Source organism: Variovorax sp. dw_954, assembly GCF_018449755.1.
Classification (GTDB): domain Bacteria; phylum Pseudomonadota; class Gammaproteobacteria; order Burkholderiales; family Burkholderiaceae_C; genus Variovorax.
Genome location: NZ_JAAVVD010000017.1, coordinates 1 through 24,242, shown reverse-complemented (window position 1 = coordinate 24,242; position 24,242 = coordinate 1). Strand labels below are relative to the sequence as shown.

19 protein-coding genes and 1 tRNA gene are annotated in these 24,242 nt (G+C 66.9%); 6 read left to right on the top strand and 14 right to left on the bottom strand.

Translation table 11 applies throughout. The features are described 5' to 3' along the window. Window position 1: 1 nt before the first annotated feature. The 7 genes from HB681_RS23750 to HB681_RS23720 form a co-directional block, all read right to left on the bottom strand. Window positions 2-1,522 (bottom strand): HlyD family efflux transporter periplasmic adaptor subunit, encoded by a 1,521-nt coding sequence (locus HB681_RS23750; RefSeq protein WP_213957337.1) that lies wholly within the window; start codon window positions 1,520-1,522, stop codon window positions 2-4. Between the two features lie 7 nt (window positions 1,523-1,529). Next, window positions 1,530-2,357, bottom strand: coding sequence for an efflux RND transporter periplasmic adaptor subunit (locus HB681_RS23745; RefSeq protein ID WP_213957336.1), 828 nt, complete (start codon window positions 2,355-2,357; stop codon window positions 1,530-1,532). Next, a complete protein-coding gene (locus HB681_RS23740; RefSeq protein WP_256735079.1) occupies window positions 2,354-3,811 on the bottom strand; it encodes a TolC family protein in 1,458 nt (485 codons plus the stop codon). The genes HB681_RS23745 and HB681_RS23740 overlap by 4 nt, the downstream gene beginning before the upstream one ends. A 321-nt stretch (window positions 3,812-4,132) precedes the next feature. Further along, entirely contained in the window at window positions 4,133-4,531 is a 399-nt protein-coding gene (locus tag HB681_RS23735) for a DUF1622 domain-containing protein (protein ID WP_213957335.1), read from the bottom strand. Window positions 4,532-4,545: 14 nt separating this feature from the next. Further along, window positions 4,546-5,031: a DUF202 domain-containing protein gene (locus HB681_RS23730; protein ID WP_213957334.1), complete on the bottom strand. Its 486-nt coding sequence runs from the start codon at window positions 5,029-5,031 to the stop codon at window positions 4,546-4,548. Window positions 5,032-5,042: 11 nt separating this feature from the next. Next, window positions 5,043-6,026, bottom strand: coding sequence for a formylglycine-generating enzyme family protein (locus HB681_RS23725; RefSeq protein ID WP_256735078.1), 984 nt, complete (start codon window positions 6,024-6,026; stop codon window positions 5,043-5,045). 235 nt (window positions 6,027-6,261) lie between these two features. Further along, window positions 6,262-7,932, bottom strand: a complete 1,671-nt coding sequence (locus HB681_RS23720) for a GMC family oxidoreductase N-terminal domain-containing protein (protein WP_213957333.1) — start codon at window positions 7,930-7,932, stop codon at window positions 6,262-6,264. A 199-nt stretch (window positions 7,933-8,131) separates the two neighbouring features. Between HB681_RS23720 and HB681_RS23715 the strand changes: the two genes are divergently transcribed. Beyond that, the gene (locus HB681_RS23715; protein WP_213957332.1) at window positions 8,132-9,211 is read left to right on the top strand and encodes an AraC family transcriptional regulator; all 1,080 of its coding nucleotides are present in this window, start codon (window positions 8,132-8,134) and stop codon (window positions 9,209-9,211) included. A gap of 177 nt (window positions 9,212-9,388) precedes the next feature. Here the strand turns inward: HB681_RS23715 and HB681_RS23710 are convergent, their stop codons facing one another. The 3 genes from HB681_RS23710 to HB681_RS23700 all read right to left on the bottom strand — a co-directional run bounded on the left by HB681_RS23710 (window position 9,389) and on the right by HB681_RS23700 (window position 13,330). Then, window positions 9,389-9,997 (bottom strand): response regulator, encoded by a 609-nt coding sequence (locus HB681_RS23710; protein WP_213957331.1) that lies wholly within the window; start codon window positions 9,995-9,997, stop codon window positions 9,389-9,391. A gap of 21 nt (window positions 9,998-10,018) precedes the next feature. Further along, window positions 10,019-12,397 carry an ATP-binding protein gene (locus HB681_RS23705; protein WP_213957330.1) on the bottom strand — a complete coding sequence of 793 codons (2,379 nt, stop codon included), beginning with the start codon at window positions 12,395-12,397 and terminating at the stop codon, window positions 10,019-10,021. A gap of 150 nt (window positions 12,398-12,547) precedes the next feature. Further along, a complete protein-coding gene (locus HB681_RS23700) occupies window positions 12,548-13,330 on the bottom strand; it encodes a helix-turn-helix domain-containing protein (RefSeq protein WP_213957329.1) in 783 nt (260 codons plus the stop codon). Window positions 13,331-13,597: 267 nt separating this feature from the next. On the opposite strand from HB681_RS23700, the gene HB681_RS23695 reads away from it, so the two are divergent. Both HB681_RS23695 and HB681_RS23690 read left to right on the top strand, forming a co-directional pair. Then, the gene (locus tag HB681_RS23695) at window positions 13,598-15,217 is read left to right on the top strand and encodes a carboxyl transferase domain-containing protein (RefSeq protein WP_213957328.1); all 1,620 of its coding nucleotides are present in this window, start codon (window positions 13,598-13,600) and stop codon (window positions 15,215-15,217) included. 33 nt (window positions 15,218-15,250) lie between these two features. Then, window positions 15,251-16,477: an acyl-CoA dehydrogenase family protein gene (locus HB681_RS23690; RefSeq protein ID WP_213957327.1), complete on the top strand. Its 1,227-nt coding sequence runs from the start codon at window positions 15,251-15,253 to the stop codon at window positions 16,475-16,477. On the opposite strand, the gene HB681_RS23685 is transcribed toward HB681_RS23690, so the two are convergent. After that, a complete protein-coding gene (locus tag HB681_RS23685; RefSeq protein ID WP_213957326.1) occupies window positions 16,401-17,192 on the bottom strand; it encodes an SDR family oxidoreductase in 792 nt (263 codons plus the stop codon). The genes HB681_RS23690 and HB681_RS23685 overlap by 77 nt on opposite strands. Window positions 17,193-17,451: 259 nt before the next feature. Between HB681_RS23685 and HB681_RS23680 the strand changes: the two genes are divergently transcribed. Continuing rightward, a complete protein-coding gene (locus HB681_RS23680; protein ID WP_213957325.1) occupies window positions 17,452-18,216 on the top strand; it encodes a hypothetical protein in 765 nt (254 codons plus the stop codon). Window positions 18,217-18,283: 67 nt separating this feature from the next. Here HB681_RS23680 and HB681_RS23675 read toward each other — a convergent pair. Further along, window positions 18,284-18,358, bottom strand: a tRNA-Arg gene (locus tag HB681_RS23675). A 130-nt stretch (window positions 18,359-18,488) separates the two neighbouring features. Then, window positions 18,489-19,571 carry an urea carboxylase-associated family protein gene (locus HB681_RS23670; RefSeq protein WP_213957324.1) on the bottom strand — a complete coding sequence of 361 codons (1,083 nt, stop codon included), beginning with the start codon at window positions 19,569-19,571 and terminating at the stop codon, window positions 18,489-18,491. Window positions 19,572-19,789: 218 nt separating this feature from the next. On the opposite strand from HB681_RS23670, the gene HB681_RS23665 reads away from it, so the two are divergent. Together HB681_RS23665 and HB681_RS23660 are read left to right on the top strand one after the other, a co-directional pair. After that, window positions 19,790-20,527: a GntR family transcriptional regulator gene (locus HB681_RS23665; protein WP_213957323.1), complete on the top strand. Its 738-nt coding sequence runs from the start codon at window positions 19,790-19,792 to the stop codon at window positions 20,525-20,527. Window positions 20,528-20,599: 72 nt separating this feature from the next. Continuing rightward, a complete protein-coding gene (locus tag HB681_RS23660; RefSeq protein WP_213957322.1) occupies window positions 20,600-21,736 on the top strand; it encodes a BMP family ABC transporter substrate-binding protein in 1,137 nt (378 codons plus the stop codon). A gap of 214 nt (window positions 21,737-21,950) precedes the next feature. Here HB681_RS23660 and HB681_RS23655 read toward each other — a convergent pair. After that, window positions 21,951-24,242: translocation/assembly module TamB domain-containing protein (locus HB681_RS23655; protein WP_213957321.1), on the bottom strand; the 2,292-nt coding region annotated here is incomplete at its 5' end.

Genomic DNA, 24,242 nt, shown 5'->3' with positions numbered 1-24,242 from the left:
CTCACATCCCCGTCCATTGCCGCACGGCGGTGATCGGGCGGCGCAGCAGGTAGAAGAACAGCGTGACCCGTTCGCCATAGACGCGCGCCGTGCCGCGCAGGCCGAGGCGCGCGACGGGCCCGGACGCATCGACCGCGCGGGCCGTGACCACATAGCTGGCGACGCCGGCCGGATCGGTCTCGGCCTTGTAGGCGGCGCGCACGATGGTGGCATCGAGCGGATGCAGCGGCGACGCATCGAGGAACACCCGCGTCTGCGCGCCCTCGCGCAGGTTGACCGCATCGGCCACCGGCACCTTGAGCTGGAACTCGACCTGCGCCGGATCGGCCACGCGCATGATGGCCTCGCCGACCACCACCGGCCGCCCGACCCAGTCGCGCGGATCGCCGTAGAGCGCCACGCCGGGTTGCTGCGCCTTGATGACGGCCTTGGCGAACATGGCCTGCGCATAGTCGCGTTCGGCACGGGCCACGGTTTCCTCGGACTGCGCGATCGCGAGCTCGCGCTTGGCGGTGTTGTCGTCCATCGAGGCCTGCTGCAGGCGCAGCATCTTCGCGCGCGCCACCTCGAGCTTCTGCTGCGCCACTTCCGAATCGCTGCGCAGGGTGGTGTCGACCAGCTGCACCAGCGGGTCGCCCGTCTTCACCTGCGCGCCGGGCTCGACCAGGATGCGCTCGACCACGCCCGCGACCGGCGCGGCCACGACGAAGGGGTCCTTCGGCGTGACCTCGACCGGCGCCAGCGTCGTCAGCGGCACCGGCACGAAGGCCAGCACGGCAGCGATCAGCGCCAGCACCAGGCCCAGCCGGCGCAAGCGCCGCGGCCAGTCGCGCGAGGGCTTGGCGCGGCCTTCGATGGCGCTGGCGCCATGCGCGTAGGCCTGCGCGACGCGCGCGGCGAGCTTCCTGTGCGTGTCTTCCCATTCGGTGTCGCGGGCCAGCAGCCAGCCCGCATACGGCGGCCTGCCGGCATCGGCGACGGGCACCCACATCAGGTGCCGCAATGCGGCCTCGGCGGTGCACGGATCCTGCGGGTCGGCGTGAGTGGGCAAGGTGAAGCACTCGATGGCCGCGCGGTCCTCGCTGGCGGACCAGAGCCTGCCGGCGAGGTCCTCGTACCAGCGCAGCATCGGCGCATCCCGATTGACCGCGGCCAGCGCCGAAACCGCGACCGCATGCCATCCGCCCGACGTGTCCTTGTGCAGCGCATCCTGCTTCCCGCGGTCCAGGCGATGGCGCGGCTCGAAGACGAGGGCCTGGCCAAAGGGCAGCAGCACCACGGGTTCGTTGGCCAGGTGCGTCCACAGCGCCTGGCGCGTCCTGCATTGCCGCAGGCTCCCTTCGATGGTGATGAGGTGCAGGAGCCCGGCGCCGGGCGCTGCCTGTCCGGCCCCCGGGCTGGCGGCGCCCAGTGGCCCGGCGGTGCTTGTCGGCTTGCCTTCCCGTGCCACCAGCCTCGGCTTGGCCACTGTCTTGCCAGCCTCGATCGCCACAGAATCCTGGACTTCCTCGTTCTGGCTCATGACATGTTCAGCGACTCGTGCCGCCGCTCCCTGTAGCCGGTGTCTTCACGGCAGCGACGGCTTCGAGCCGCGCCTGCCCGCTCATGCCCGGAAGCACGGAGGCCGGCACCGAGGGCACCTTGCAGATGATCTTCACTGTCTGGCTCACCGCATCGACCGCGCCCGAGATGCGGTCGACCACCACCTTCACCGTGTCGCCGGTCTCGTCGACCTTGAAGTCGAAGCTGGAGCCCACCTTGAGCCAGCCCAGCCACTTCGACGGCACTACCATGTGCAGCTCCAGCGGCCCGTCGCTCACGATGCGGATGAGCTTCTCGTTCGCCGGCGGCGACTCGTGCGTGCGTGCCAACGTTTCCACCACGCGCCCGGCAAAGGGCGCAATCACCTTGCAGCCCGTCATGCGCTCCTGGATCGTCTGCGCCTGCGCGGCACGCTCCTTCTGCTTGAGTCCGGCGATGTCGGCGTCGGCCTTGCCCGTCGCACCCATGCCGAGCAGTTCGGCCTGCACTGACGCGTTGCGCGCCTCGGCCGCCTCGCCCGCACGGGCGGCGCGCAGGTCCGCGGCAAGCCGGCCGCAGTCGAAGGTCACCAGCGCCGCGCCCTTCGGAAACCGGTCGCCTTCGCGATACGGCATCGCCGTGATGCGTTCAGACACCGTGCTGGACAGGACGGCTTCCTTCTCCGCGCGCAAGACGCCGCGCGCGATGCTGCCGTCGGATGCCGCGCCGCTGCCGCCCGCCTGCGTCTGCGCAACGACAAGCGTGGCGGCCAGGGCAAGGCACGGAAGCAGCGCAGCCGCGGCGAAGGTCGCCGTCGTTGAACGGGCAAGCCTCATTGCGCGCTCGTCTTGGCGAGCGAGTCATCCCGCTGCGCCCACAGGTTGCGTAGCTTCCCCGTCAGCACGCTCACCGAATCGTTGCTGCTCATGCTGGCATCGATCGGGTCGATGCCGATGGAGGCATAGATGTTGGCGTAGGCGTTCTGCATGTCCGCCAGCGCCACATCGAGCCGTACCTCCGACACCACGGTGTTCATCTGCTCGCGGATCAAGGTCTGCCGGCTGAGCTTCTCGGCCTTGAAGCCGGCATCGAACTGCTTCTCGATGCTGTTCTGCACCTGAAGGTAGCGGCCCGCCGTGTCGAGTTCGCGCAGGCGGAACTCGTAGCGTGCGCGGCTCACCTGCAACTGCGTGGCCACGGCCATCGTCAGGGCCTGCGCGCGTTCGTCCAGCACGTCGGTCTGGGCCTGCACGCGGGCGCGGTCGACCGGCAGTCGGAACACGTTGAGCAGGTTCCAGCTCGCGCGCGCGCCAGAGGCCGCCCAGCTGCTGTTGTAGAGGTAGCTGTTGTCGCTCCAGTCCGCACCGATGAACAAGCGCAGGCTCGGCAAGGCGCGAAGGATGGCGGCCGTGCCTTCGCGGTCGTTGCTGCGCATCTGGTAGGCGACCTCGCGCAACTCGGGCCGGTTCTCGATGGCCATGCGCAGCATGTCGGCGCTGTCCATGCGTACCGCTTGCCACTTGGTCGAGCGCGAAGGAAGAACCACCTTGTACGGGGTATCCGGCGGCAGGTTCATCAACGCGGCAAGCTGCTGCTTGGCCACGCTGAGTTCGCGAGCCAGCGTCTGCGCTTCGCGGCGGATGCTGAGCAACTCGCGCTGGTAGCTCAAGGCCGCCAACGGTGCCGACTGGCCGCTGCTCTGTTGTTGCTCGGCTTGTGCAAGCGCCTCCTGCGTCACCCGCTCCAGTTCGTCGATCTTGCCGAGCAGGCGCTCGGCGCTGACGGCGCGCCAATAGGCCGAGCGGACGTCTTCGACGATGCGGTTGATGACCTTGCGCTTGCGCTCCTCGGACAGCATCACTTCATCGGCTGCCTGCTGCGCACGCACGTACGAGAGGCCGAAGTCCAGCACATCCCAACTCAACGTGACGTCGGTCGCGAACACGTCGCGATCGCTCGATGTCGACGGCTCCAGGCTGATCCTCCCGGTCGTGATCGACCGGCTGATGCCGCCCGATTCGTTGTTGCGGCCGGAGTAGTCAAGGTTGACCACGAGCTTGGGCAGCATGTCGAAGCGCTTGAGGTCGAGGTCCTTGGTGCGAAGCGCCTGGTCCATCACCTCGACTCGATAGTCGAGGTTGTACTTGATGGCGCGTGCCATGGCTTCGTACAAGTCGATCGGTCCAGTCACCGGTTCCTGGTCCGCGGCCATGCGCGAGACCAGCGCGGCGGAACGGTCCTTGTTCTGTTGGGCATCGAGTGTGGTCGGTGTGATCGAGCAACCGTTCAAGTTTGCGCAGATCAGAACGATGCCGGCTGACACTGCAGACAACGAGCGTCGGGGTCTACGACGAACTTCGAGCAAGGGATGGGCCGATCGATTGCGGTCGATATTCGACTTGGTTGTCATTGACATGGCCCACCTCATTAATGTGTTATGGCGCGCAGGTTAACGCCCACTTCTCACGTAAGACATAGCTCAAGAAACTATTCAGTGACAAAGTCATACAGCAGCCGCAAAAGGTTCCGATGAACAGAGCGCAGCATCCTGCGGCACCTCGAAAGGTGCCTGTTCGCGTCAGGAAGCAACGTCTCGGTGTTTACCGATGTGTCAAGCGGAACGCTTGTGGGCGCCTTCTTTCAGGGAGTCTTCTTGCAACTCGACCTTCTCCTCCACTTCGCGCCCCAGGAAATAGTTGAGGAAGGTCCGTATCACGGCAATCGCACCCAGGTGTCCGAGTTCTTCCCAGGTCGGCGAGAAGGAGGTATTGACGATGTCCGCTGCCAGCTGGAACGTGAGCCCGGCCACCAGCCACCGTGCGAAGGTCAGCCACACGGCACGCCGCTGATAGTCGAGGTTGCGGGAGCTCCTCGCCATCCATATGCCCGAGATCTTGAGCAGCGCCCCGAGCGCACCCGCGGCGATGAAGAACACCGCGCATGTCTCGATGGCAAGCGAAACGAAATGCGCCCACGTGTGCAGCGTGATCTCGAGGTGTTCCAGGTCCATCCGCGAATCCTTTGTCAGTGAAACGGGCCGGCCTCGAAGGTCATGCTGCATATGGCCAGGATGCCCAGCAACAGCAACAGGACCGCGATGATCAATGTCATCGAGACCGGGAAATGACTCTCGGCATGCACCAGCCCGAGCGCATGCAACTGCGCGCGCTCCTTGCGCAGGCCGCGCATGAAGTTGACGTGATAGACGATGCCCAGCACCAGCATCCCCAGGCCGAGCCACACCAGCGCCTCGCCGAAGAGGCGCGGCGCGTGGCTGCTCTTGAGCACCTCCGCATCGCGCAACTTCTGGAACACCTGGAAGATCGTGAAGCCGAAGCCGATCAGGGACAGCGCGGTGCGAATCACCGACATCAGCGTGCGGTCGGCGCTCAAACGCGTGCGCTGGAACGACATGCCGGTGCGGCGCGACGACAGCTCGGTGGAGGCTTCCTCGGGCGTGAGGCCCACCGGATGGATCCTTTGCGATGCGGGATCGGACGTGTCGACCATGGCGTCCTCCTCTACATCGGCCCTGCCGCGCGCGAGACGCAGCGAATGCCCAGGTGGCAGGTCGACGTATCGACTTCCTGCGGCATGCGGGCGGCGGGGCGATAGCGGCGGCAGTAGTTCGGCGCGCAGAGATAGGAGCCGCCCTTCATGACCTTGCGCGGTATGCGCAGGTCGGCCGACGCGCGCGGGTTGTGGCTGTCGTCGGCATTGCCGCCGCGTGGATTGCTGAGCGTGCAGCAGGGGTGCGCGATCTTGCCGTGGTCCTGGTACCAGTCGGTGGTCCATTCCCAGACGTTGCCTGTCATCTCGTGCAGGCCATAGCCGTTGGGCGGGAACGAGCCCACCGGCGCCGTCCATTCGTAGCCGTCCTCGAGCAGGTTCTGCCACGGGAATTCGCCTTGCCAGGTGTTGGCCATGTGGCGGCGCCCGGGCGTCAACTCGCTGCCCCATGCGTACTCGACGCCATCGAGGCCGCCGCGTGCCGCGAACTCCCATTCGGCCTCGGTCGGCAAGTCCTTGCCGGCCCACTTCGCGTAGGCCTGTGCGTCTTCGAAGGCGACGTGCACGACGGGGTGCTTCCACAGGCCCTGCAGTCCGCTCTTCGGTCCGCGCGGATGCTTCCAGTTGGCACCGGCCACATAGGTCCACCAGTTGTGGTGGTTGTCGAGGTCCACGCGCTGCGCGGCCTTCTGGAACATCACCGACGAAGGCACCAGCATGGCCGGGTCGGCGCCTGGATAGTCGGCCGCGTTGGCCGGCCGCTCGGCCAGCGTGACATAGCCGGTTGCGTCGACGAAGCGCTTGAATTCGGCATTGGTGACGGTGTACCTGTCGATCCAGAAGCCATCGACGGCAACGCGATGCGCCGGAGCCTCCTCGGGGTAGTGGTCGTCCGACCCCATCTGGAAGGTCCCACCGGGGATCCACACCATGTTCTCGCCGGGCGGCGCGTGGGTCTTTTCCTTCAAAGGCTCCGCTTGCAAAAGATCGTTCAATTCAATGGTCCTGGTGGCCGACGCGACGCGCATCGATGGGCGTAGGTTGCCGCCGACGAATCGCATCGTCAATAGATTGCAAGATGGCCAATTTTTCGTCTGAAGCAGTGGCGGCGGCTACTAGTCTTTGGTGCAGGCCCCGGCGTCCATGCACGGCCTGCGCCATGAAAAAAGCCCCCGCTACGGCTGCAGCGGGGGCTTTTTCGATGCGCTTGCGCGCATGCGCGAAGCGGCGTTATGCGACGACGGCGGCGGGCTTGACCGCGCTTGCGCCGATGCTGGCGCTGGCGCTCGCTTCCGCCTGGACGCCGCGGATCATGTCCACCGCCTTCTCCGCAATCATCACGGTCGGCGCATTGGTGTTGCCGCCAACGACCGTCGGCATGATGGAAGCATCGACGACGCGCAGGCCCAGCAGGCCATGCACACGCAACTGCTCGTCGACCACCGACATGCGGTCACTGGCCGGACCCATCTTGCAGGTGCCCACAGGGTGGTATTGCGTATCGGCGCGATTGCGGATGTCTTCTGCGATGGCCCGGGTGTCGTTGCGGTCGACCTTGTAGAGCATCTTGCCGCGGTACGTGTCGAAGGGCTTGGCTTCCAGGATGTCCATCTGCAGCTGCACGCCCTTGACCAGCAGGTTCAGGTCGCGCTCGTCGTCCAGGAACTTGGGGTCGATGAGCGGTGCGGCGCGTGGGTCGCGGCTGGCCAGCTTGACGTGGCCGCGGCTGTACGGACGCAGCACTTCGATGTGGCACGAGTACCCGTGTCCGACATGCAGCTTGCGGCTGTGATCATCGACCAGCGCGATGACGAACACCATCTGCAGGTCCGGCACCTTGACGTCTGGCGACGAGCGAATGAACGCGCCGGATTCCGCGAAGTTGGAGGTGACAAGGCCGGTGCGGCTCTTCTTCCATTCGGGCATGGCCGACGCCACGCGCGCACCACCGCGTGCCGAGACGCCGAAGGTCTCGTGCTTCGAGCTCGTGCGATAGCTCTGCACATGGTCGATGTGATCCTGCAGGTTCTCGCCGACGCCAGGCAGGTCGTGCACGACCGGGATGCCGAGCTTCTGCAGTTCCGCGGCGGGACCGACGCCCGACAGCATCAGCAATTGGGGCGAGCCGAACGCACCCGCGGTGAGGATGACCTCGCGGCGTGCGCGCACCTGCTTCTCGACGCCATCGACCGTGTACGCAACGCCGACTGCACGCTTGCCTTCGAACAGGATGCGGGAGGTCAGCGCATGGGTGCGAACCGAGAGGTTGAAGCGCGACAGGTGGGGCGTGATGTAGCCCTTGGCCACGCTGTGGCGCTCGCCGTTCTTCTGCGTGACCTGGAACATGAACGAGCCGAACTGTTCGGCGCCGTTGTAGTCGCGCGTATTGGGCACGCCCTTCATCGCGCAGGCCTCGAGGAAGACCCTGTTCAACGCGCTCGGGTTGCGCACTTCCGCTGCGTTCAACGGGCCGCCCGTGCCGTGGAAGGGGTCGTCGCGAAAGGTCTCGTTGTTTTCGGCGCGCTTGAAGTACGGCAGGATCTCGTCGTAGGACCAGCCGGGGTTGCCGAGCGAGGCCCAGTGGTCATAGTCCCACTTGTTGCCGCGCACATAGACCATCGCGTTGATGGAGCTCGACCCGCCGAGCGTCTTGCCGCGCGGCTGGTAGCCCTGGCGGCCGTTCAGGCCCTTTTGCGGGACGGTCTTGTAGGCATAGTTGTTGAACGGAATGGGCAGCATCGCCACCACGCCGATCGGCGCATGGATGAAGACGCTCTTGTCCGGTCCGCCGGCTTCCAGCATGCACACGCTGGTGCTGGAGTCCTCGCTCAATCGAGAAGCGACGACGCAACCGCCGGAACCGCCGCCAACGACGACGTAGTCAAATTCTTCAATGCTCATGGGTGTGTCTCAGTTCTCTCGTGGATCAGGTGCCTGGATTCGTGACGCAGCGTGCGAAGGAGAAGCTGCGTCTACCGGCGGGTAGAAGTGCCGGAGTGCCGGCGCGGGTGCGAATGTAGGGCGGCACTCGGGTCGCGCCTAGGTCCAACTCCGCCACAATCGGGTGAAAATCCGCCAAGAATTCACAATCTGTCAGAACGTGCGTAATTCCATTGCCTTTCAGGCTCCCTCGCGGCGGATCACCATCCGCGAGGCCGGCGACCCGGGCCGCCCGCTGCACAGCATGCAGGGCCTCGGCGCCCTCGTCGATGCCATGGCCGAGCAGGGTGTCGACGCCGTGACGCTTTTCGCCGGGACCGGCATCGTCCCACAGGCCATCTCCGACCACGAGGCCCGCATCTCGCACCGCCAGAAGATCGCGCTCTTCGACAATGTGCGGCGACTCTCGAACGACCCGGCGGTGGGCTTGCGGGCGGGGCAGCGTCAGCGCCTGTCCGACTTCGGCGTCTATGGCTATGCGCTCCTGAGCAGCGCGACCTTCGCAGAGGCCATCGATTTCGGCATCAAGCATATTCGCCTGGCCGGCCCGGTCATCGAGAAGAGCTTCCGGATCGAGGGCGGCGTTGCCATTTTCGAGGGCCATGGCTTCGCCGAACTGGGGCCGCTGCTGCCGATGGCCTCCGAGTTCTGGTTCAGTTCGATGCAGGTGCTGATCAGCCGCATCCTGGAACGTCCCTTCGAGGCGCTGTGCCTGGAGTTGCCCTACCCGGCACCCGCCGCCGCACCGCACTACGAGGACATCCTGCGTTGCCCGGTGAACTTCGATGCGCCGGCGATGCAATGGCGCTTCGATGCCCGGCTGCTGGAGCTGCCGCTGCCCAATGCCAATCCCATCACGGCGCAGGTATCTTCGGCCTTTTGCCATCGCATGCTGGAGGCGGCAGATGGCGTCGAGAACCCGCTGGTCCAGGCGATCAAGGAAATCTGCCTCAACGCGTCAGGCGGCCTGCCTCGGGCCGAACAGATGGCCCATCGGCTGAACCTGTCGAGCCGGACACTGCACCGCCGCCTGGCCGACGCAGGCACCACCTACCAGGGCATCGTCGACGGCGTGCGCAAGCGCCTTGCCATCGAGTTCCTGGAACGCACCCAACTGTCGGTCGGCGAGATCGCGGAGCGCACCGGCTTCTCGGACGAGTCGAACTTCCGCAAGGCCTTTCGCAAGTGGACCAACCAGACCACCACCTTCTACCGAGAGCGCCGCACCGAGAAGGTGTGAATATTTCTACTGCGGACGCCGATCTCGGGCCTGCGGTGCTCACCGCACGGGAGTGCGGTTCCGCGCCGCAGACCCGACCTCGGCGCCCTCGCTACGAAATCTTCACACCTTCTCCGCTGCCGGTTTGGCGCCTGACAGCCGAGCCTCGCAGCCACGTGCATCGGCTCGGCTTGGCGCCTACCACCCGAGCTTCGCAGCAACGTGCATCAGCTCCGCCACGGTCCGCGTCTGCATGCGTTCCATGATGCGCGCACGGTGGAACTTGACGGTCTGCTCGACGATGCCCAGGTCGCTGGCGATCTGCTTGTTGAGCCGGCCCTTGACGACGGCGGCAAGCACCTCGCGCTCGCGGGCGGTCAGCGTGGCCAGCCGGGCCTCGCAGGCCGCGGCGTCGGCGTTGGCCTGGCGTGTCGACGCGTCCTGCGCCACCGCCATCCGCACCGCGTCGATCAGGGCTTGCGCGCTGACCGGCTTGGTCAGGAAGTCGGCGGCGCCGGCCTTGATGGCCTGCACGGTCATGGGAATGTCGCCATGCCCGCTGAGGAAGACGATCGGCAGCGGGTTGCCGGTCTCCGCGAGCCGGCGTTGCAACTCGAGCCCGTCGAGCCCGGGCATCGTCACGTCCAGCACGATGCAGCCGCGCGAGCGCGGGTCGGGCCGCGTGAGGAAGGCCTCGGCGGACGCGAAGCTGTCGACGCGCCAGCCTTCCTCGCGCAGCACGCGCGCGAGCGACTTGCAGACGGCCGGGTCATCGTCGACGAGGAACACGGTTTCCGGTTCGGGCATGGTGATTTCCATGGGATGCATTCAAACGGACTGCCGCAACGGCCATGTGACAACGAAGGTGGCGCCGCCTTCCGGGTTGTTGCTGGCGGCAAGCGTGCCGCGGTGCGCCGTGATGATCGACTTGCAGATCGCCAGGCCCATGCCGGTGCCGCCGGCCTTGGTGCTCCAGAACGCGTCGAACACGCGGCGGATGTCCTGGGGGTCGATGCCGGTGCCGCGGTCGATCACATGGACGCGCACGTCGGAGTCGTCGCATTCGGTGCGGATGCTGAGCTTGCGCTGGGGCGGGGCGGCCTGGCTCATGGCGTCGGCGGCGTTGAGGATGAGGTTCAGCAGAACCTGTTGAAGCTGCACGCGTCCGCCTTCGATCAAGGGCAGCCACGGCGCGAGTTCGGTCGCGGTGCCGACGTGGCGGCGCGCGAGTTCGGTCCGGACCAGGTCCAGCGTCTCCGCCACCAGTTCGTTCAGGTTGAGCGGCGCGATGTGCATCTCGCCGTGCTTGAATAGCGCGCCGAGGCGCCGGATGATCTCGGCGGCGCGCCGATCCTCGCTGATGATGTCCTCGCAGATCTCGCGCACCTCGTCCAGGTCGGGCTGGTCGCGCCTCAGGATCTTGCGCGCGGCCTCCGCGTTGCCGAGGATGGCGGCCAGCGGCTGGTTGAGCTGATGCGCGATCGAGGCCGACATCTGCCCCATCATCGACACGCGGGTCATGTGCGTCAGCGCGGCGCGGTCTTTCTCGGCCTGCAGCTCGGCTTCCTTGCGGACGGTGACGTCGAGCGCCACCCCGGTCATGCGGTGATCGGAACCGGCCTCGGCACGGCCGCGCGCGGCCATCCACCGTACGCTGCCGTCGGGCTCCAGCACGCGGTACTCGACGTCGACTTCCTCGTCCCGTGCCACGGCACGGCGCACGGCGCTGTCGACGACTTCGCGGTCGGCCGGATGCACCGTGTCCAGAACGCGATCGAACCGGACCGGCTGCGCCTTCGACAAGCCGACGTACTCGCGCAGTTCGGTGAGCGGCCAGATCTTGTCGCGGCCCACGTCCCACACCCACATCGACAGCCGGGCAGCGCGCGCCGCGAGGTTCATGCGCCGCTCGCTTTCCTCCAGCGCCGACACGGTGCGACGACGCAGGCGCCACTCGACGAGCAGTGCGGCGATCAGCAGGCTCTGCAATACCAGCACGCCGGAGAAGAACAGCGCCTGGCTTCGGTACCGTTCCCAGAAAGTCGGCGCCCTGAAATGGACGATGGCATCGGCCGGCAGCATGTCCTCGGAGATGCCCCACTTGACCGCCTGCCGCCAATCGATCTGCACGTGCGAAGGCACGCGGGCCGGCAGGTCGAGCGCCGCGGGCAGCACGCCGTCCAGCAAGCCGTCGATGGCCTTCGCCGCTTGCCGCCCCATCTCCTGGTAGCTCGGCATCTGCCCGCCCACGACACCGGCGCCGATGAAGGTGCTGTATGGGCCGTAGACCGGCGCGTTGGATGCTTCGGCGATGAGCGCGGCGGATTCCCGGGGCCGGAACACGCGGTCGGCTCCGTCCTGGAAATAGCCGGGCGTGAACACCACGGCATCGCCGCCCAGATGCTGCAGCCGCTCCGCCAGGGCATCGCTGGGAAGGCCCGCGAGGTATTCGACGGGGACGTGCAGGTCGAGTCCGGCGATGATCGCGCGCGTCTCGGCCGCAAGCCGTCGGTCGCTCGCGCTGGCGCCCGTGACCACCACCAGCCGCCGCGTCCCGGGATGCCAGCGCAACGCCTGCTGGATGGTCCCGCCAAAGTCGTAGTCGATCGGTACGCCGACGACGTTGGCGGGCAGGGGTTGCACCTTTGCAATGGCATCCCTGGCGACGGCGAGGTGAACCACGGGGACGTCGGGGAACAACTGCGCGCGATGGCGCAGCAGGAAATCGAGCGCGGGCCGGCCTCCGGCGACGAGGACTTCGGGCTTGCGCAGGGCGTACTTGTCGCGCAGGTAGGTGATGATGGTCTGTTCGTAGGCTTCGCCGGTAAACGCGGGGTCGTCGAGGAATTCGGTGAAGAAGTCGACATCGCGGTCGACCGGTTCGCTGAAGCTTTCCCGCAGGCCGCGCTCGACCTCGATGTTGGCCGGGAGCTGCTTGTCGTTGGAGAAGATCACAAGCACGTTCCGGCCCGTGGGCTGCTGTGCGCAGGCCGTGGCGATGGGCAGCAGGAAGCATGCAAGCAGCATCACAAGGTGCACGAGGGCGCCGTGAGTTGAGCCGGTCTCGGGCATGTCCCGGCGCGGGGTCGAACAGATCATTGTTCCCGGGTGATTCACTGGATGTCGTCGCGCAGGAACGGACATCGGGATCGGATGGAGGTGCGTAATGTAGCTGTTTAGACTGACAGTCAACTGCGCAGGAATCAAGGTAAAAAAGTGTTATTTCATTCGCAGAAAACTGCGAAATGCGGTACCTCTCGCGGTCCCCTGACGCGGCAAGCCCGGCATGGCCTGGGCGTACTTGGCACAGTACGTGGCAGCGACGTGGCAGGGGCGCCCGAGGGCGGCGGAACCGCTTCAACCCGCCCGCATGGGCGCGAGCTGCGGCAACATGCCGGCGATCTCCGACTTCATCGACCGTGCCAGTTCCTCCGAGCGCGCCCGTGACAGGCGGGTGCGCGGCGCGATGATGCTCATCGCGGCATCGCCGCACGATCCCATGGGGAACCGCAGGCCCACGCCCGCGACGCCGCCAGCGCCGATCTGCGAATGCCCTCGCGCCCGCGTCTGCACCGCCCAGCGCTGCAGCCTGGCCAGGCCGAGTTCGTGCGACTGGTACTCCTCGCGGTGGCGCTGGTAGTGCTGTGCGAGCGCATCCTCAGGCAGCCTGGCCAGCAGCGCGATACTGGCCACGCCCAGGCCCAGCAGCCGGGTGCCTCCCACGTTCAGCGCAAAGGAACGCACCGGGTGGGCGCCTTCCTCCAGGTGCAGGCAATGGCTGTAGTCGCCTGAGCGCAGCACCAGGAACACGTCGTCGCCCGACAGGCGCGCCAGCGACTTCATCACCGGGCGGCAGGCCTGCACCAGCGGGGAACGGTCCATGCAGGCCGCGCCCCATGCCATCGCCTCGATGCCCAGGTGGTAGAGACCGCTGCGCGCATCCCGCGCGACCAGGCCCTGGTTCATGAGGCTGGACACGATGCGCCATGCCGTCGTGCGGTCCAGTCCGGTGCGCGCGACCAGATCGCGCAACGCGATGCCGGACACATGTTCGCGCGCGATCCAGCGCAGCAGCGCCGACGCCCGGTCGATGCTCTGGGCGCCCGGCACGGTGAGGGTTTTCGCGGACGGAACAGCCATGTTGTGCACATTGTGCACATAGAGGCGACAAGTGTTTGCGCTGTCGCGGCGCGTGCCCTTGAATGGGTTCACACACCACAAGATCAAGGGACAAACTCATGCGTTCATTGCTTCGTCGCCTCGGCGGCGGCGCGGAAGAGGTGATGAAGGACCTCATCGCGAAGCGGCTGGACTTATGACGCGCCGGCCGACACACCCGCAAGCCCGCCATGCGGGGCTGTGCCATTTCCAGCCGCCCCTTCGCATCCCTTTCTCAGAAGCATTTCCATGACGCCCTTCGTATCCCGCATCCAACCCGCCTCCGGGGCCTTCCAGGCGCAGCGCGCCGGCATGGTCGCGCTGATCGACGAGCTGCGCGCGCTGGAGCAGCGCGCGGCCGACGCTTCCGCGCGCGCCGCCGCGAGCTTCGCGAAGCGCGGCGCCTTGCTGCCACGCGAGCGCCTGACGCGCCTGCTCGACTTCGGCCGGCCCTTCCTGCCGATCGCCAGCATCGCGGGCTATGCCATGGACGACCCCGACCTGGCCGCCGTCGTGCCCGGTGGCTCGCAGCTCGCCGGCATCGGCTTCGTGAGCGGCGTGCGCTGCATGGTCGTGGTCAACGACTCGGGCATCGACGCGGGCGCGCTGACCGAGTCCGGCAACCAGAAGATCATGCGTTGCCAGGAGATCGCGCTCGCCAACAAGCTGCCCTTCGTGCACCTGGTGGAGTCGGCTGGGGCCAACCTGCGCAAGTACCGCGTCGAGAAGTTCATCCGCGGCGGCGGCATGTTCTACAACCTTGCGCGCCTGTCGGCCGCGGGCCTGCCGGTGGTGACCGTGGTGCACGGTTCGTCGACCGCGGGCGGCGCCTACATGCCGGGCCTGTCGGACTACGTGGTGATGGTGCGCGGCCAGGCCAAGGCCTTCCTCGCCGGTCCGCCGTTGCTGAAGGCCGCCACCGGCGAGATCGCCACGGCCGAAGCGCTGGGCGGCACCGACATGCACGCCAGCATCAGCGGCCTCGCCGAATACGTGGCCGAGGACGATGCGCATGCCATCGACATCGCGCGCGACATCGTGGACAACCTCGGCTGGCAGTGTGCGGACGACGCCCTCGCAGCAAGCGCGCCGCCGCCGCGCCTGGACCCCGAGGAACTGGCCGGCGTCATGGTGCTCGAGCACCGCAAGCCGGTGGACATGCGCGAAGTCATCGCACGCCTCGTCGACGATTCCCGCTGGATGGATTTCAAGCCGGACTACGGCACGGCCACCGTCTGCGGACAGGCCCGCATCGAGGGCCACCCCGTGGGCTTCGTCAGCAACAACGGGCCGATCGATCCGGCCGGCGCCACCAAGGCCGCGCAGTTCATCCAGCTCTGCAACCAGTCGGGCACGCCCATCGTCTACCTGCAGAACACCACCGGTTTCATCGTCGGCCGCGCATCGGAAGAGGCCGGCATGATCAAGCACGGCTCGAAGATGATCCAGGCCTTGGCCAACTCGCAAGTGCCGCAGGTCACGATCTATTGCGGGGCTTCTTTCGGAGCCGGCAACTACGGCATGTGCGGGCGCGCCTTCCATCCGAGCTTCTGCTTCTCCTGGCCCAACGCACGCACCGCCGTCATGGGCGGCGAGCAGGCCGCCACCACGCTGGAGATCGTTGCGCGCCAGCAGGCCGAGCGCAAGGGCCGCCCGCTGGACGAGGCGCGCCTTGCCGCGCAGAAGGAAGAGATCGTCGGCAATTTCGAGCGCCAGGCCAGCGCCTTCTACACCAGCGGCCACATGCTCGACGACGGCGTCATCGACCCGCGCGACACGCGCGCGGTGCTGGCCTTCGTGCTTGCCACGGCACGCGAGGCTGCACAGCGCAGCACGCGGCCCATCCAGTTCGGCGTCGCGCGTTTTTGAACAGCGCGCCTTCCCGCTTTTCAGGACACATCCATGCTCTACACCACCGAACACCGCCACATGATGGACAGCATCCGCCGCTTCATCGCGGCCGAGATCGATCCCTTCGTCGACGAATGGGAGGCCGCCGAGATCTTCCCGGCCCATGAGTTGTTCAAGAAGATGGGCAACCTGGGCTTTCTCGGCATCACCAAGCCCGAAGCGTACGGCGGCCTGGGCCTCGACTTTTCCTATGCGGTCGCCGCCGCGGAGGCCATGGGCCATGCGCGCGCGCAGGGCGTGGCCATGGGCATCGGCGTGCAGTCGAACATGGCGACGCCGGCGCTGGCGGCCTTCGGCTCCGATGAATTGAAGCGCGAGTTCCTGGCGCCGGCCATCGCGGGCGACATGGTCGCCTCGATCGGCGTGTCGGAGCAGGGCGCGGGCTCCGACGTGGCCTCGCTCAAGACCCGCGCGCGCCGTGACGGCGACGACTACGTCATCAGCGGCGCCAAGATGTGGATCACCAACGGCATGCAGGCCGACTGGATCTGCTTGCTGTGCAACACCTCCGACGGGCCGGTGCACAAGAACAAGTCGCTGATCATCGTGCCGCTGATGCAGGACGGCCAGCGCACGCGCGGCGTGTCGGTGCAGAAGATCCGCAAGTTCGGCATGTGGAGTTCCGACACGGCGCAGGTCTTCTTCGACGAGGTGTGCGTGCCCGTGCGGCACCGCATCGGCGAGGAGGGCATGGGTTTCATCTACCAGATGAAGCAGTTCCAGGAGGAGCGGCTCGACGGCGCGGCACGGCGCCTGTCGGCGATGGCCTGGATCCAGGAGACAGCCGACTACCTGCGCCAGCGCCAGGCCTTCGGCAAGCCGCTGCTGGACAACCAGTTCATCCAGTACAAGCTGGCCGAACTCAAGACCGAGCTCGAAGCCTTGCGCGCGCTGATCTACGTCGCCACGCAGACCTACGTGGAGGGCGGCGAAGTGGTCGAGCTGGCGTCGATGGCCAAGCTCAAGGCCGGCCGCCTCTCGCGCGAGATCGCCGACTGGTGCATGCAGTTCCAGGGCGGCATGGGCTACACCTGGGACAACCCGGTGTCGCGTGCCTACCGCGACTACCGGCTCGGCTCCATCGGCGGCGGCGCGGACGAGGTGATGCTGATGGTCATCGCGCGCCACATGGGGTTGACGACTACTTCGTCGCCTGCACCACCGTCGGAGGGCGGCCCAGGTGCGTCCCCGAATCCAGCAGCACCAGTTCGCCCGTGACCGTGCGAGCGCCATCGGTCAGCCACAGCACCGCCTCGGCCACGTCCTCCGCGGTGCAGGCCCGCCCGAGCGGCGTCGACTGCTCGTATTGCGCCTTCAGCTTCTGGAAGTTCTCCGCGCCGATGCCGTCGACGAACCACCTCGTCGTGATCATGCCGGGGCACACCGCGTTCACGCGAATCTCCGGGGCCAGGGCGCGCGCCATGTTCAGCGTCATCGCATTGACCGCGCCCTTCGAGGCGATGTAGGCCAGCGAAGAGCCGATGCCGAGCGCTCCCGCGATCGACGACACGTTGACGATCGACCCGTTGGGCGACTTCTTCAGGTGTGCCGCGCAGGCGCGAACCATCTGGAACGCGCCGATCACGTTCACGTCGAGGATGCGCTGGAAGGTCTTCGCGTCGAGCGCATCCCAGTTGGTCGAACCGGCAAACGAAGTGATGCCCGCGTTGTTGACCAGCGCGTCGATGCGCTTCCACCGTCCCAGCGCGGCGTCCGCCATGGCGCGGCATGCGCCATCGTCCGAGATGTCCCCGCACACCAGCAAGGTGTCGGCCCCGGCCTCGCGGCAGGCGGCTTCGGATTCCCTGGCCTCGCGCTCGCTGCGGGAGTAGTTGATCAACACGTCGTAGCCTCGACGCGCCAGTGCGAGCGCCGTTGCGGCGCCGACGCCGGTTGCGGAGCCTGTGACGATGGCTGCCTTGCGTTCTGTCATGGTTTTCTGGAGTCGTTGAAGGTGGTGGGGGTGTGCGCCTGTGATGCAGGCGACCCGGATTCTGCGCCGGGCGTGGGCTGAGGCGATCGCCGGAAACCCGCGAAGTCTCGATCCACCTTGATGGCAGAGGTTCGCTGAAGGCTCACGCAAGGTGCGGTGAAAGGGCTTGCCTCTGCGATCGACTCCCAGTTACGCTCGCCGTCGAATGTCATCACTTCGACACAATATTGCGATAGGCATCGCCGGGGCGGACAGGCGGGTGCTGTCGTGGTGGCGGGCTCTTTGCGCGCTGGCCGTGCTGAATGTCTGCTTGTGGCTGGCGGTACTGACTTCAGGACCTTTCAGCGGTGTCCACGCGGGTCTGCAACTGGCGTTGTCCGGCGTCTATGTGCTGGTATGCGCCTACCGTTCGGTGCTTCCGCGAGTGGACCTGGAGCGGTTGGTGGTGGTGGACACGCGCCTGTCCAGCATCTTCCTGGGCCGCGCTGCAGCCACGGTCGCCGAAATCTGCTTCGCGCTGCAGTTGGGGCTGCTGGTCCACCAGTTGGGCGTGCATGCCGGCCTTCCGTGGGTGCAAATGGCCGCGTGGGCTGTCCCGATGTTCATGGTGGTGGCCCAGGGGTTCTGCTGGCACAGCGTGCTCACGCTGAACCACATCACCCAGGCCGTCGAGTCCATGCTCTGGGCTGCCGGCTTTTCCTGGATGGCGGCCTTGCTTGGCGTCGTCGCCCTGGACAGCAACGGCTGGGTCAACTCCCTGGCGATCTTCGGGATCCTGTGTTCGATGTCCTTCGTTGCCTACGTCCTGGGCGTGGATGTGCCGATGTACTGGCGCCGTTACCGGCACGGGCGCGCGCGCGGATTGGCCTACATGCGCCTGGACCAGGGCGCGCGCGACGCCTGGCACCGTCGAGTGCCGAGCGGTAGCTGGGCGGCATGGAAGGCCGATGCGCTCTGGCTGACGCCATATTTCAGCTTCGGCGTCTGGATCAGCATCGCGATGGTGTGCGTTCCCGGCGCATGAGGGGCGGCGCGAGCGCGCCGCGTCGATCCGCGGCAATCTGGAAACGTGAGCGCAATCAACGCCGGGCTGGTGCCTTCGACAGGAATCGAACCTGTATCTGAGTCTTAGGAGGACCCCGTTCTATCCATTGAACTACGAAGACAAGCGCGCGGACTTTACCAGCTTGGGCCATGCACCATGCGCGGGATTTTCTGCGCGATTCGAATCGTATGGCTCTTCCGATTCCTCGTACAGCGCAAGGCGAAAGCATACCGGTTGGCGTGTCACGCGTTTCAGCCGAGGTACCGTTTTTCCCACCAGCTGAACACCACGTCGCGCAGCATCGCCCCCCGGTTGCTGCCGTAGTACTGGTGCAGGCCGAACGAGGCCAGCGTCTCGGCTTCGGCATCGCTCAGTTGCACCTCGACATCGCGCTCGACGATCGGCGTGTTGGTGAACTGCGGCACATAGCTTTCATCGCGCTGCAGCGGACGATCCGCCTTGATGGTCGGCTGCCTGAACTGCGCCGGCGTGCGCTGCGTCTCGTAGTCGGCGACGGCAGGGGCCACGGCCAGGTCGGCCTCGGACGCATCGTGGATCTCGATCTTCAGCGGCTTCAGCGAGAAGTTGCTGGTGCGCATGATGTCCGCGCCGCAGACGTTGGGCACGGCCAGCACGTCCATCAGCGCGAGGAACTCGACATAGTCGCCGGCCCTGGAGGTCTGGCGCTCGATGCGGCCGCGATCGCCGACGATTTCGGTGACCATGAACAGGTTGAAGGAGTCATGCACGTCATCCGGCGTGAGGCCGTACTCGCGCTGCGCTTCCGACTGGATGTCGTGGCAGTTGGTGTGCTTGTGGAAGCCGTACGCTGATTCGTAGAGGTTGGCGCTGCAACGCGGGAACATCACGTCGTTGGCGCGCACCGTGTCGGCGAGCACGTACATCATCGCGCGCTCGCGCGGCGGCGCCGACCACAGGTAGTCGCCGGGGCCGGGGTTGAGCCCATGCACGGTGCGCGTGCGACCGACGTGCATGAACTCCTTGTAGTCATGCAGGTTGAAGCAGTTGAAGTCGGCGCATTGGCCGCCCTCGACCTGCTCGATGCGGAGGACCTGGCCCTTGAGCACTTCGAAGGCCTTGCCGGTGCCAGGCTGGATCATGTGCGAGCTCAGCAAGGTGCGCCGGGTGGAGAGCGTCGAGACGTCGGGCTTGGCTGGAGGTGCCGGCCTGGCGGATGGAACGCCGTCTTTCCATTCACGCACCGCGCGCTGCGCCAGTGACTGAAGGTCCGCGGCGTCACCGAGCGAGATGCAACGCGCGATGAGTTCGGATTGCTGCTGGTTCAAGCTCAGCTTGATCGACTGCGAGGTCATTTCAACTCCTGTCTGGTGTACCTGGTGGATGGCTTCAGGTATGCAAGATTTCGGCCAGCGGTTCGGCATGCCGGCCTACCTGTATCGGTGCGTCCGACGACCAGCACCGGCGTTCGGCGCGCCAATGCGGTGCGTCCGCGGCGCTTTGGGGCGGTTTCAAGCTGGCCCGGTTTTCGCATACGTGATTGCCATCCGCAGGAATACCTGATCCGTACACCATGACCATCGAAACCGGCAAGGCCGAAACCGCCTACCTCGCGATCAAGCACGCCATCATCGAGCAGGCATTGACGCCCGGCACCAGGCTGCCGGAGGACGTGCTGGGCACGCACCTGAACGTGAGCCGCACGCTGATCCGCGAAGCGCTTGCGCGTCTCACGGCCGAGGGCCTCGTCGAGGCCGGCCGCAAGCGCACCGCTACCGTGGCCCAGCCCTCGCGCGCCGAGGCGCAGAGCGTGTTCGAGGCGCGCGCCTGCCTCGAGCGCGAGGTGGTGCGCCTGGTCATCAAGAACTGGACACCGGCGATGGGCGCGGTGCTGGAAGGCCATGTACGCAGCGAGGAAGAGGCCGCGCGCGACCTGCCGCCGACCGTCTGCGCACGCCTGGCCGGCGAGTTCCACATCAAGCTCGCGCAACTCGGCGGCAACCCCGTGATCGAGCGCTATATCTCGGAGCTGGTCTCGCGCTGCTCGCTGATCCTGGCCATCTACGGCAACCCGCATTCGTCGCAATGCGGCATCGACGAACACCGAACGCTCATCGAATCCTTCCGCCGCGGCGACGAGAAGACGGCCGTGCGCCTGATGGTGTCGCATCTCACCGGCGTGCAGGAGCGCGCGCTGATGCCCGAGAAGAAGCCGGTCGACGAGGACCTCGGCAGCATCCTCGGCCGCTACATCACAGGCGCTGGCGCGCACCCGACAACAACAACAACGCGTCGCCCCAGGTCGGCCTGACGCATCGCGCTGCCCTCATTCAAAAACGATTTCCCTCTGCTCTCCCAACTCGACCACCTAAGGAAACTGCAAATGTCGAACACCAACTGGAACCGCCGCCGCTTCCTGGGCACCACCTTGAGTTCCGCTGTCGGCAGCACGCTCGCCGGCACGGCGATCGCGCCCGCCATCTTTGGTGCATCGGCCGCACAGGCCAAGACCGACGTCACCGTCGGCCTCATCTACGTCGGCCCGCGCGACGACTACGGCTGGAACCAGGCGCATGCCGTGGCCGCCAAGGCGCTGAAGTCGGTGCCCGGCGTCAAGGTCGTCGAGGAAGAAAACGTGCCGGAGACCGTGGCCGTGCGAAAGACCATGGAAGGCATGATCCAGAGCGACGGCGCGTCGCTGATCTTCCCGACCTCCTTCGGCTACTTCGATCCCTTCATGATCGACTTGGCCAAGAAGTACCCCAAGGTCGAGTTCCGCCATCCGACTTCGCTGTGGTCGGCCGACAAGCACCCGATGAACCTCGGCGGCTACTTCTGCTACCTCGACCAGGCCCACTACATCAACGGCATCGCCGCCGGCCTGTCGACCAAGTCGAACAAGATCGGCTTCGTCGCCGCCAAGCCGATCGCGATCGTGCTGCGCAACATCAACACCTTCACCATGGGCGTGCGCAAGGTCAATCCGAACGCGGTGGTGCAACTGGTGTTCACCGGCGACTGGTCGATGCCGGTGCGCGAGGCCGAAGCCTGCAATGCGCTGATCTCCGCCGGCAACGACGTGATCGCCTGCCACGTGGACAGCCCCAAGGTCGTCATCGAGACGGCCGAGAAGGCCGGCGTCAAGACGCTGGGCCACAACGCCTCGCAGGCGCAGCTCGCGCCCAAGGGCTTCATCACCGGCGCGGAGAACAAGTGGGAGACGGTCTACAAGACCTTCGCCGTCGCCATCTCCGAGGGCAAGAAGCTGCCCAACCAGTTCTTCGGCGGCTACGACAAGGACATGGTGCTGAGCACGCCCTTCGGCGCCGGCGCCAGCGACAAGGCCCGCAATGCGGCAACGCAAGCCATCGCCGACCTCAAGGCCGGCAAGCCCATCTTCACCGGCCCCGTCAAGAGCAACACCGGCAAGGTCGTGCTCGACAAGGGCTACGGCCTCTATGACCCGGTGCTGGAGAAGATGGATTACCTCGTCGAAGGCGTGGCCGGCACGCTGGGCTGATTGCGCGCGAGCGGATGTCCCGGCTTCGATGGCCGGGCCAATGCGGGATCGGGCTTGACCGGACGCGAAGGGCGCGGAAGTACGCGAAGGACGCCAAAAAATTCAAAAGAAATTCGTCGGATTTCTTTCGGATCTTCTTCGGCTTTCTTTCGCGTCCTTCGCGGAACCTTCGCGTCCTTCGCGTACGGCCAAGTCCGCATTCCGCAGCCTTCCCTCAGTTGAACTTGATCGTGTAGATCAGATCGCCGCCGTTGTGCTCCCCGGCCTGCCCGCGGAGCGTCAGCCGCTGCGTCAGGTCGTAGAAGATGAAGAGCGTCCCCACCGTGCCGGACAGGCTGCGCTCATAGGTCACGTAGAAATCCTTCGACAGGCGCTTGCCAACAGTGATCGCCGACTCGTTCAGGTCGCCCCCGCTGCTCGGCCCCTTGAAGCCGATCTCATCCAGGCCGAAGCGGCTGGCGAAGTTGCCGCCGCCCGCGTTGCCGCCCAGCTTGCCCAGCAGGGCCAGTGCCGCTTGCTGCATCACCACGGCCTCGCCGCCGTTCGACGCGGAGGCACGGCCCAGCATGACCCACGACAGCGTCTCGGCGTCCGTCAGCGCGGGCTCGGAATAGAGCTTCACGCGCGGCGACTGCGCGGTGCCGGTGATCTGGACGCCCGCGCGCTGCGAGATGTTCGGCCGGATGGCGAGGATGTCGAGGCCCGGGTTGTCGAAAGGCCCGCTGAATCGCGCGATGCCGCTTTCCACGTCGAGTTGCTGGCCGTAGGCGCGGTACTGGCCGCGCACCGTGCGCACCTCGCCGGTGATGCGCGGCGGCGTGCCCGCGCCGGCGCTCTTGATGTCGAGCTTGCCTTCAAGGCGCGTGGTGATGCCACGGCCCTGCACGGCAAAGTCCTTGCCCAGGTCGAAACCCACCTCGATGTCGGGCGGCTTCTTCGTTTGTGCTGCGGCGGGCAGCGTGTCATCGCCAGCGGATTGCGGCTGCGTGCCGACCGAGGCCGAGGCCGAAGCCGAGGCCTTGGCAGTCTCCCGATCCCGCGCGGCCGAATGCACGAACACGTCGCTGCCGAGGCTGGGTGCCGTTTCGTCGGGCAGGATGATCACCGCGCGGTCGGTCTTGAGGTCGCCGCGCACGGTGATCTGGCCCGCGTCGAGCCGGGCCTGCACGTCGCCCGACAAGGTCACCTGCCGGTCGGTGCGCACGAGCAGGCGCAGCTCGCGCAACTGGCCTTCCATGTCCATGCGGATGCCGCTGCCGGCCGTCGTGCCGGCGTTGCCCCAGCTGGCCGTGCCCTTGACCGACAGCGTGCCGCCGCTTTTCGCGGCCTCGCTCCTGGCGGTGCTGAGATTGCCGCTCTGCCCGGTGATGCGCGTGCTGCTGGCCGCGCCGCCGCGCAGCGTGAACTCGCTCAGTTCCAGCCGGTCGCCGTTCAGCACGGCGCGCAACTGGCCGTCGCGCAGGTCCAGGCCTTCGACCTGCGCGCGCAGGGCGAGTTGGTCGGCGGCCAGTGTGCCGTTCCAGCGCGGCGCGGCCCGGTTGCCCGACAGCGTCGCATCGGCGTCCAGCGTGCCCGCGATGCGCCAGCCCGGCGGCGCCAGCATCGACCACACGCCCAGGTTGGGCAGGCGTGCCTTGATCTTGCCCGCCAACGGCGCATCGTTGGCCCAGAGCCAGCCGCCATCGCGCTGCTGCACGCGCGTGGCCGCCTCGGCGCTGATCTGGCCGGCGCGCTCGCTTTCCCAGGCGAGGTCGGCCTTGACCGCTTCGCCTTGCGCGTCGAGGTTGAGTTCTGCCTTGCGCAGTCCGGCTGGTGTGCCTGCGCCCGCGGACGCCGCGTCGGTGGTGATCTCGCCGGCCGTGCCCGTGCCGGTGCTGCGGATGCGGCGCACCAGTGCGGCCTCGCCGGCCTGCACGCGGATGTCGCCGCTCTGCCGCGCGAGGCGGGCATGGGCGCGCAGCGTGTCGCCCGCGTCGATGTCCCAGTCGCCGTCGAACACCAGGTCGCCGCTCACGCCCATGTCGGCCAGCGTGCCGGGCCCGAGCGCCTGCGCCCAGGCCATCGGAAAGCCCTGCAGCCTGCCTTTCGACTGGAGGCGGTAGACACGCTTGGGCGGCGCGCCCAACTGGCTCCAGCGCATCGGCTCCCAGTCGATCCGCACCGTGCCGGGCACCGGGCCGCGCACGGTCACACCGCTGGCCGAGGCTTCCACGTCCAGCTTGCCGCCCGCGCCGGTGCGCAGCGTGGCATTGACCGAACGGGCGAGTTCCAGCGTCCAGGGGCCGGGCCGGGTGCGGTCCTGCACTTGCAGCTTGAGGTTCTCCAGCGCAGCCTGCCATTGGTCGGCGCGTTGCAGGCCGCCACGGGCCTGCGTGGACAGCGTGACCTGCCGCGTGCCGATGGCGCCCTCGCCGCTCAGCGTCAGCTTCGCCTGCGCGATGCTGCCGTCGACCTCGGCGCGCAGGTTGCGCAGGCGCAGCGTCTGCGCGGCCTCGATGGACTGCGC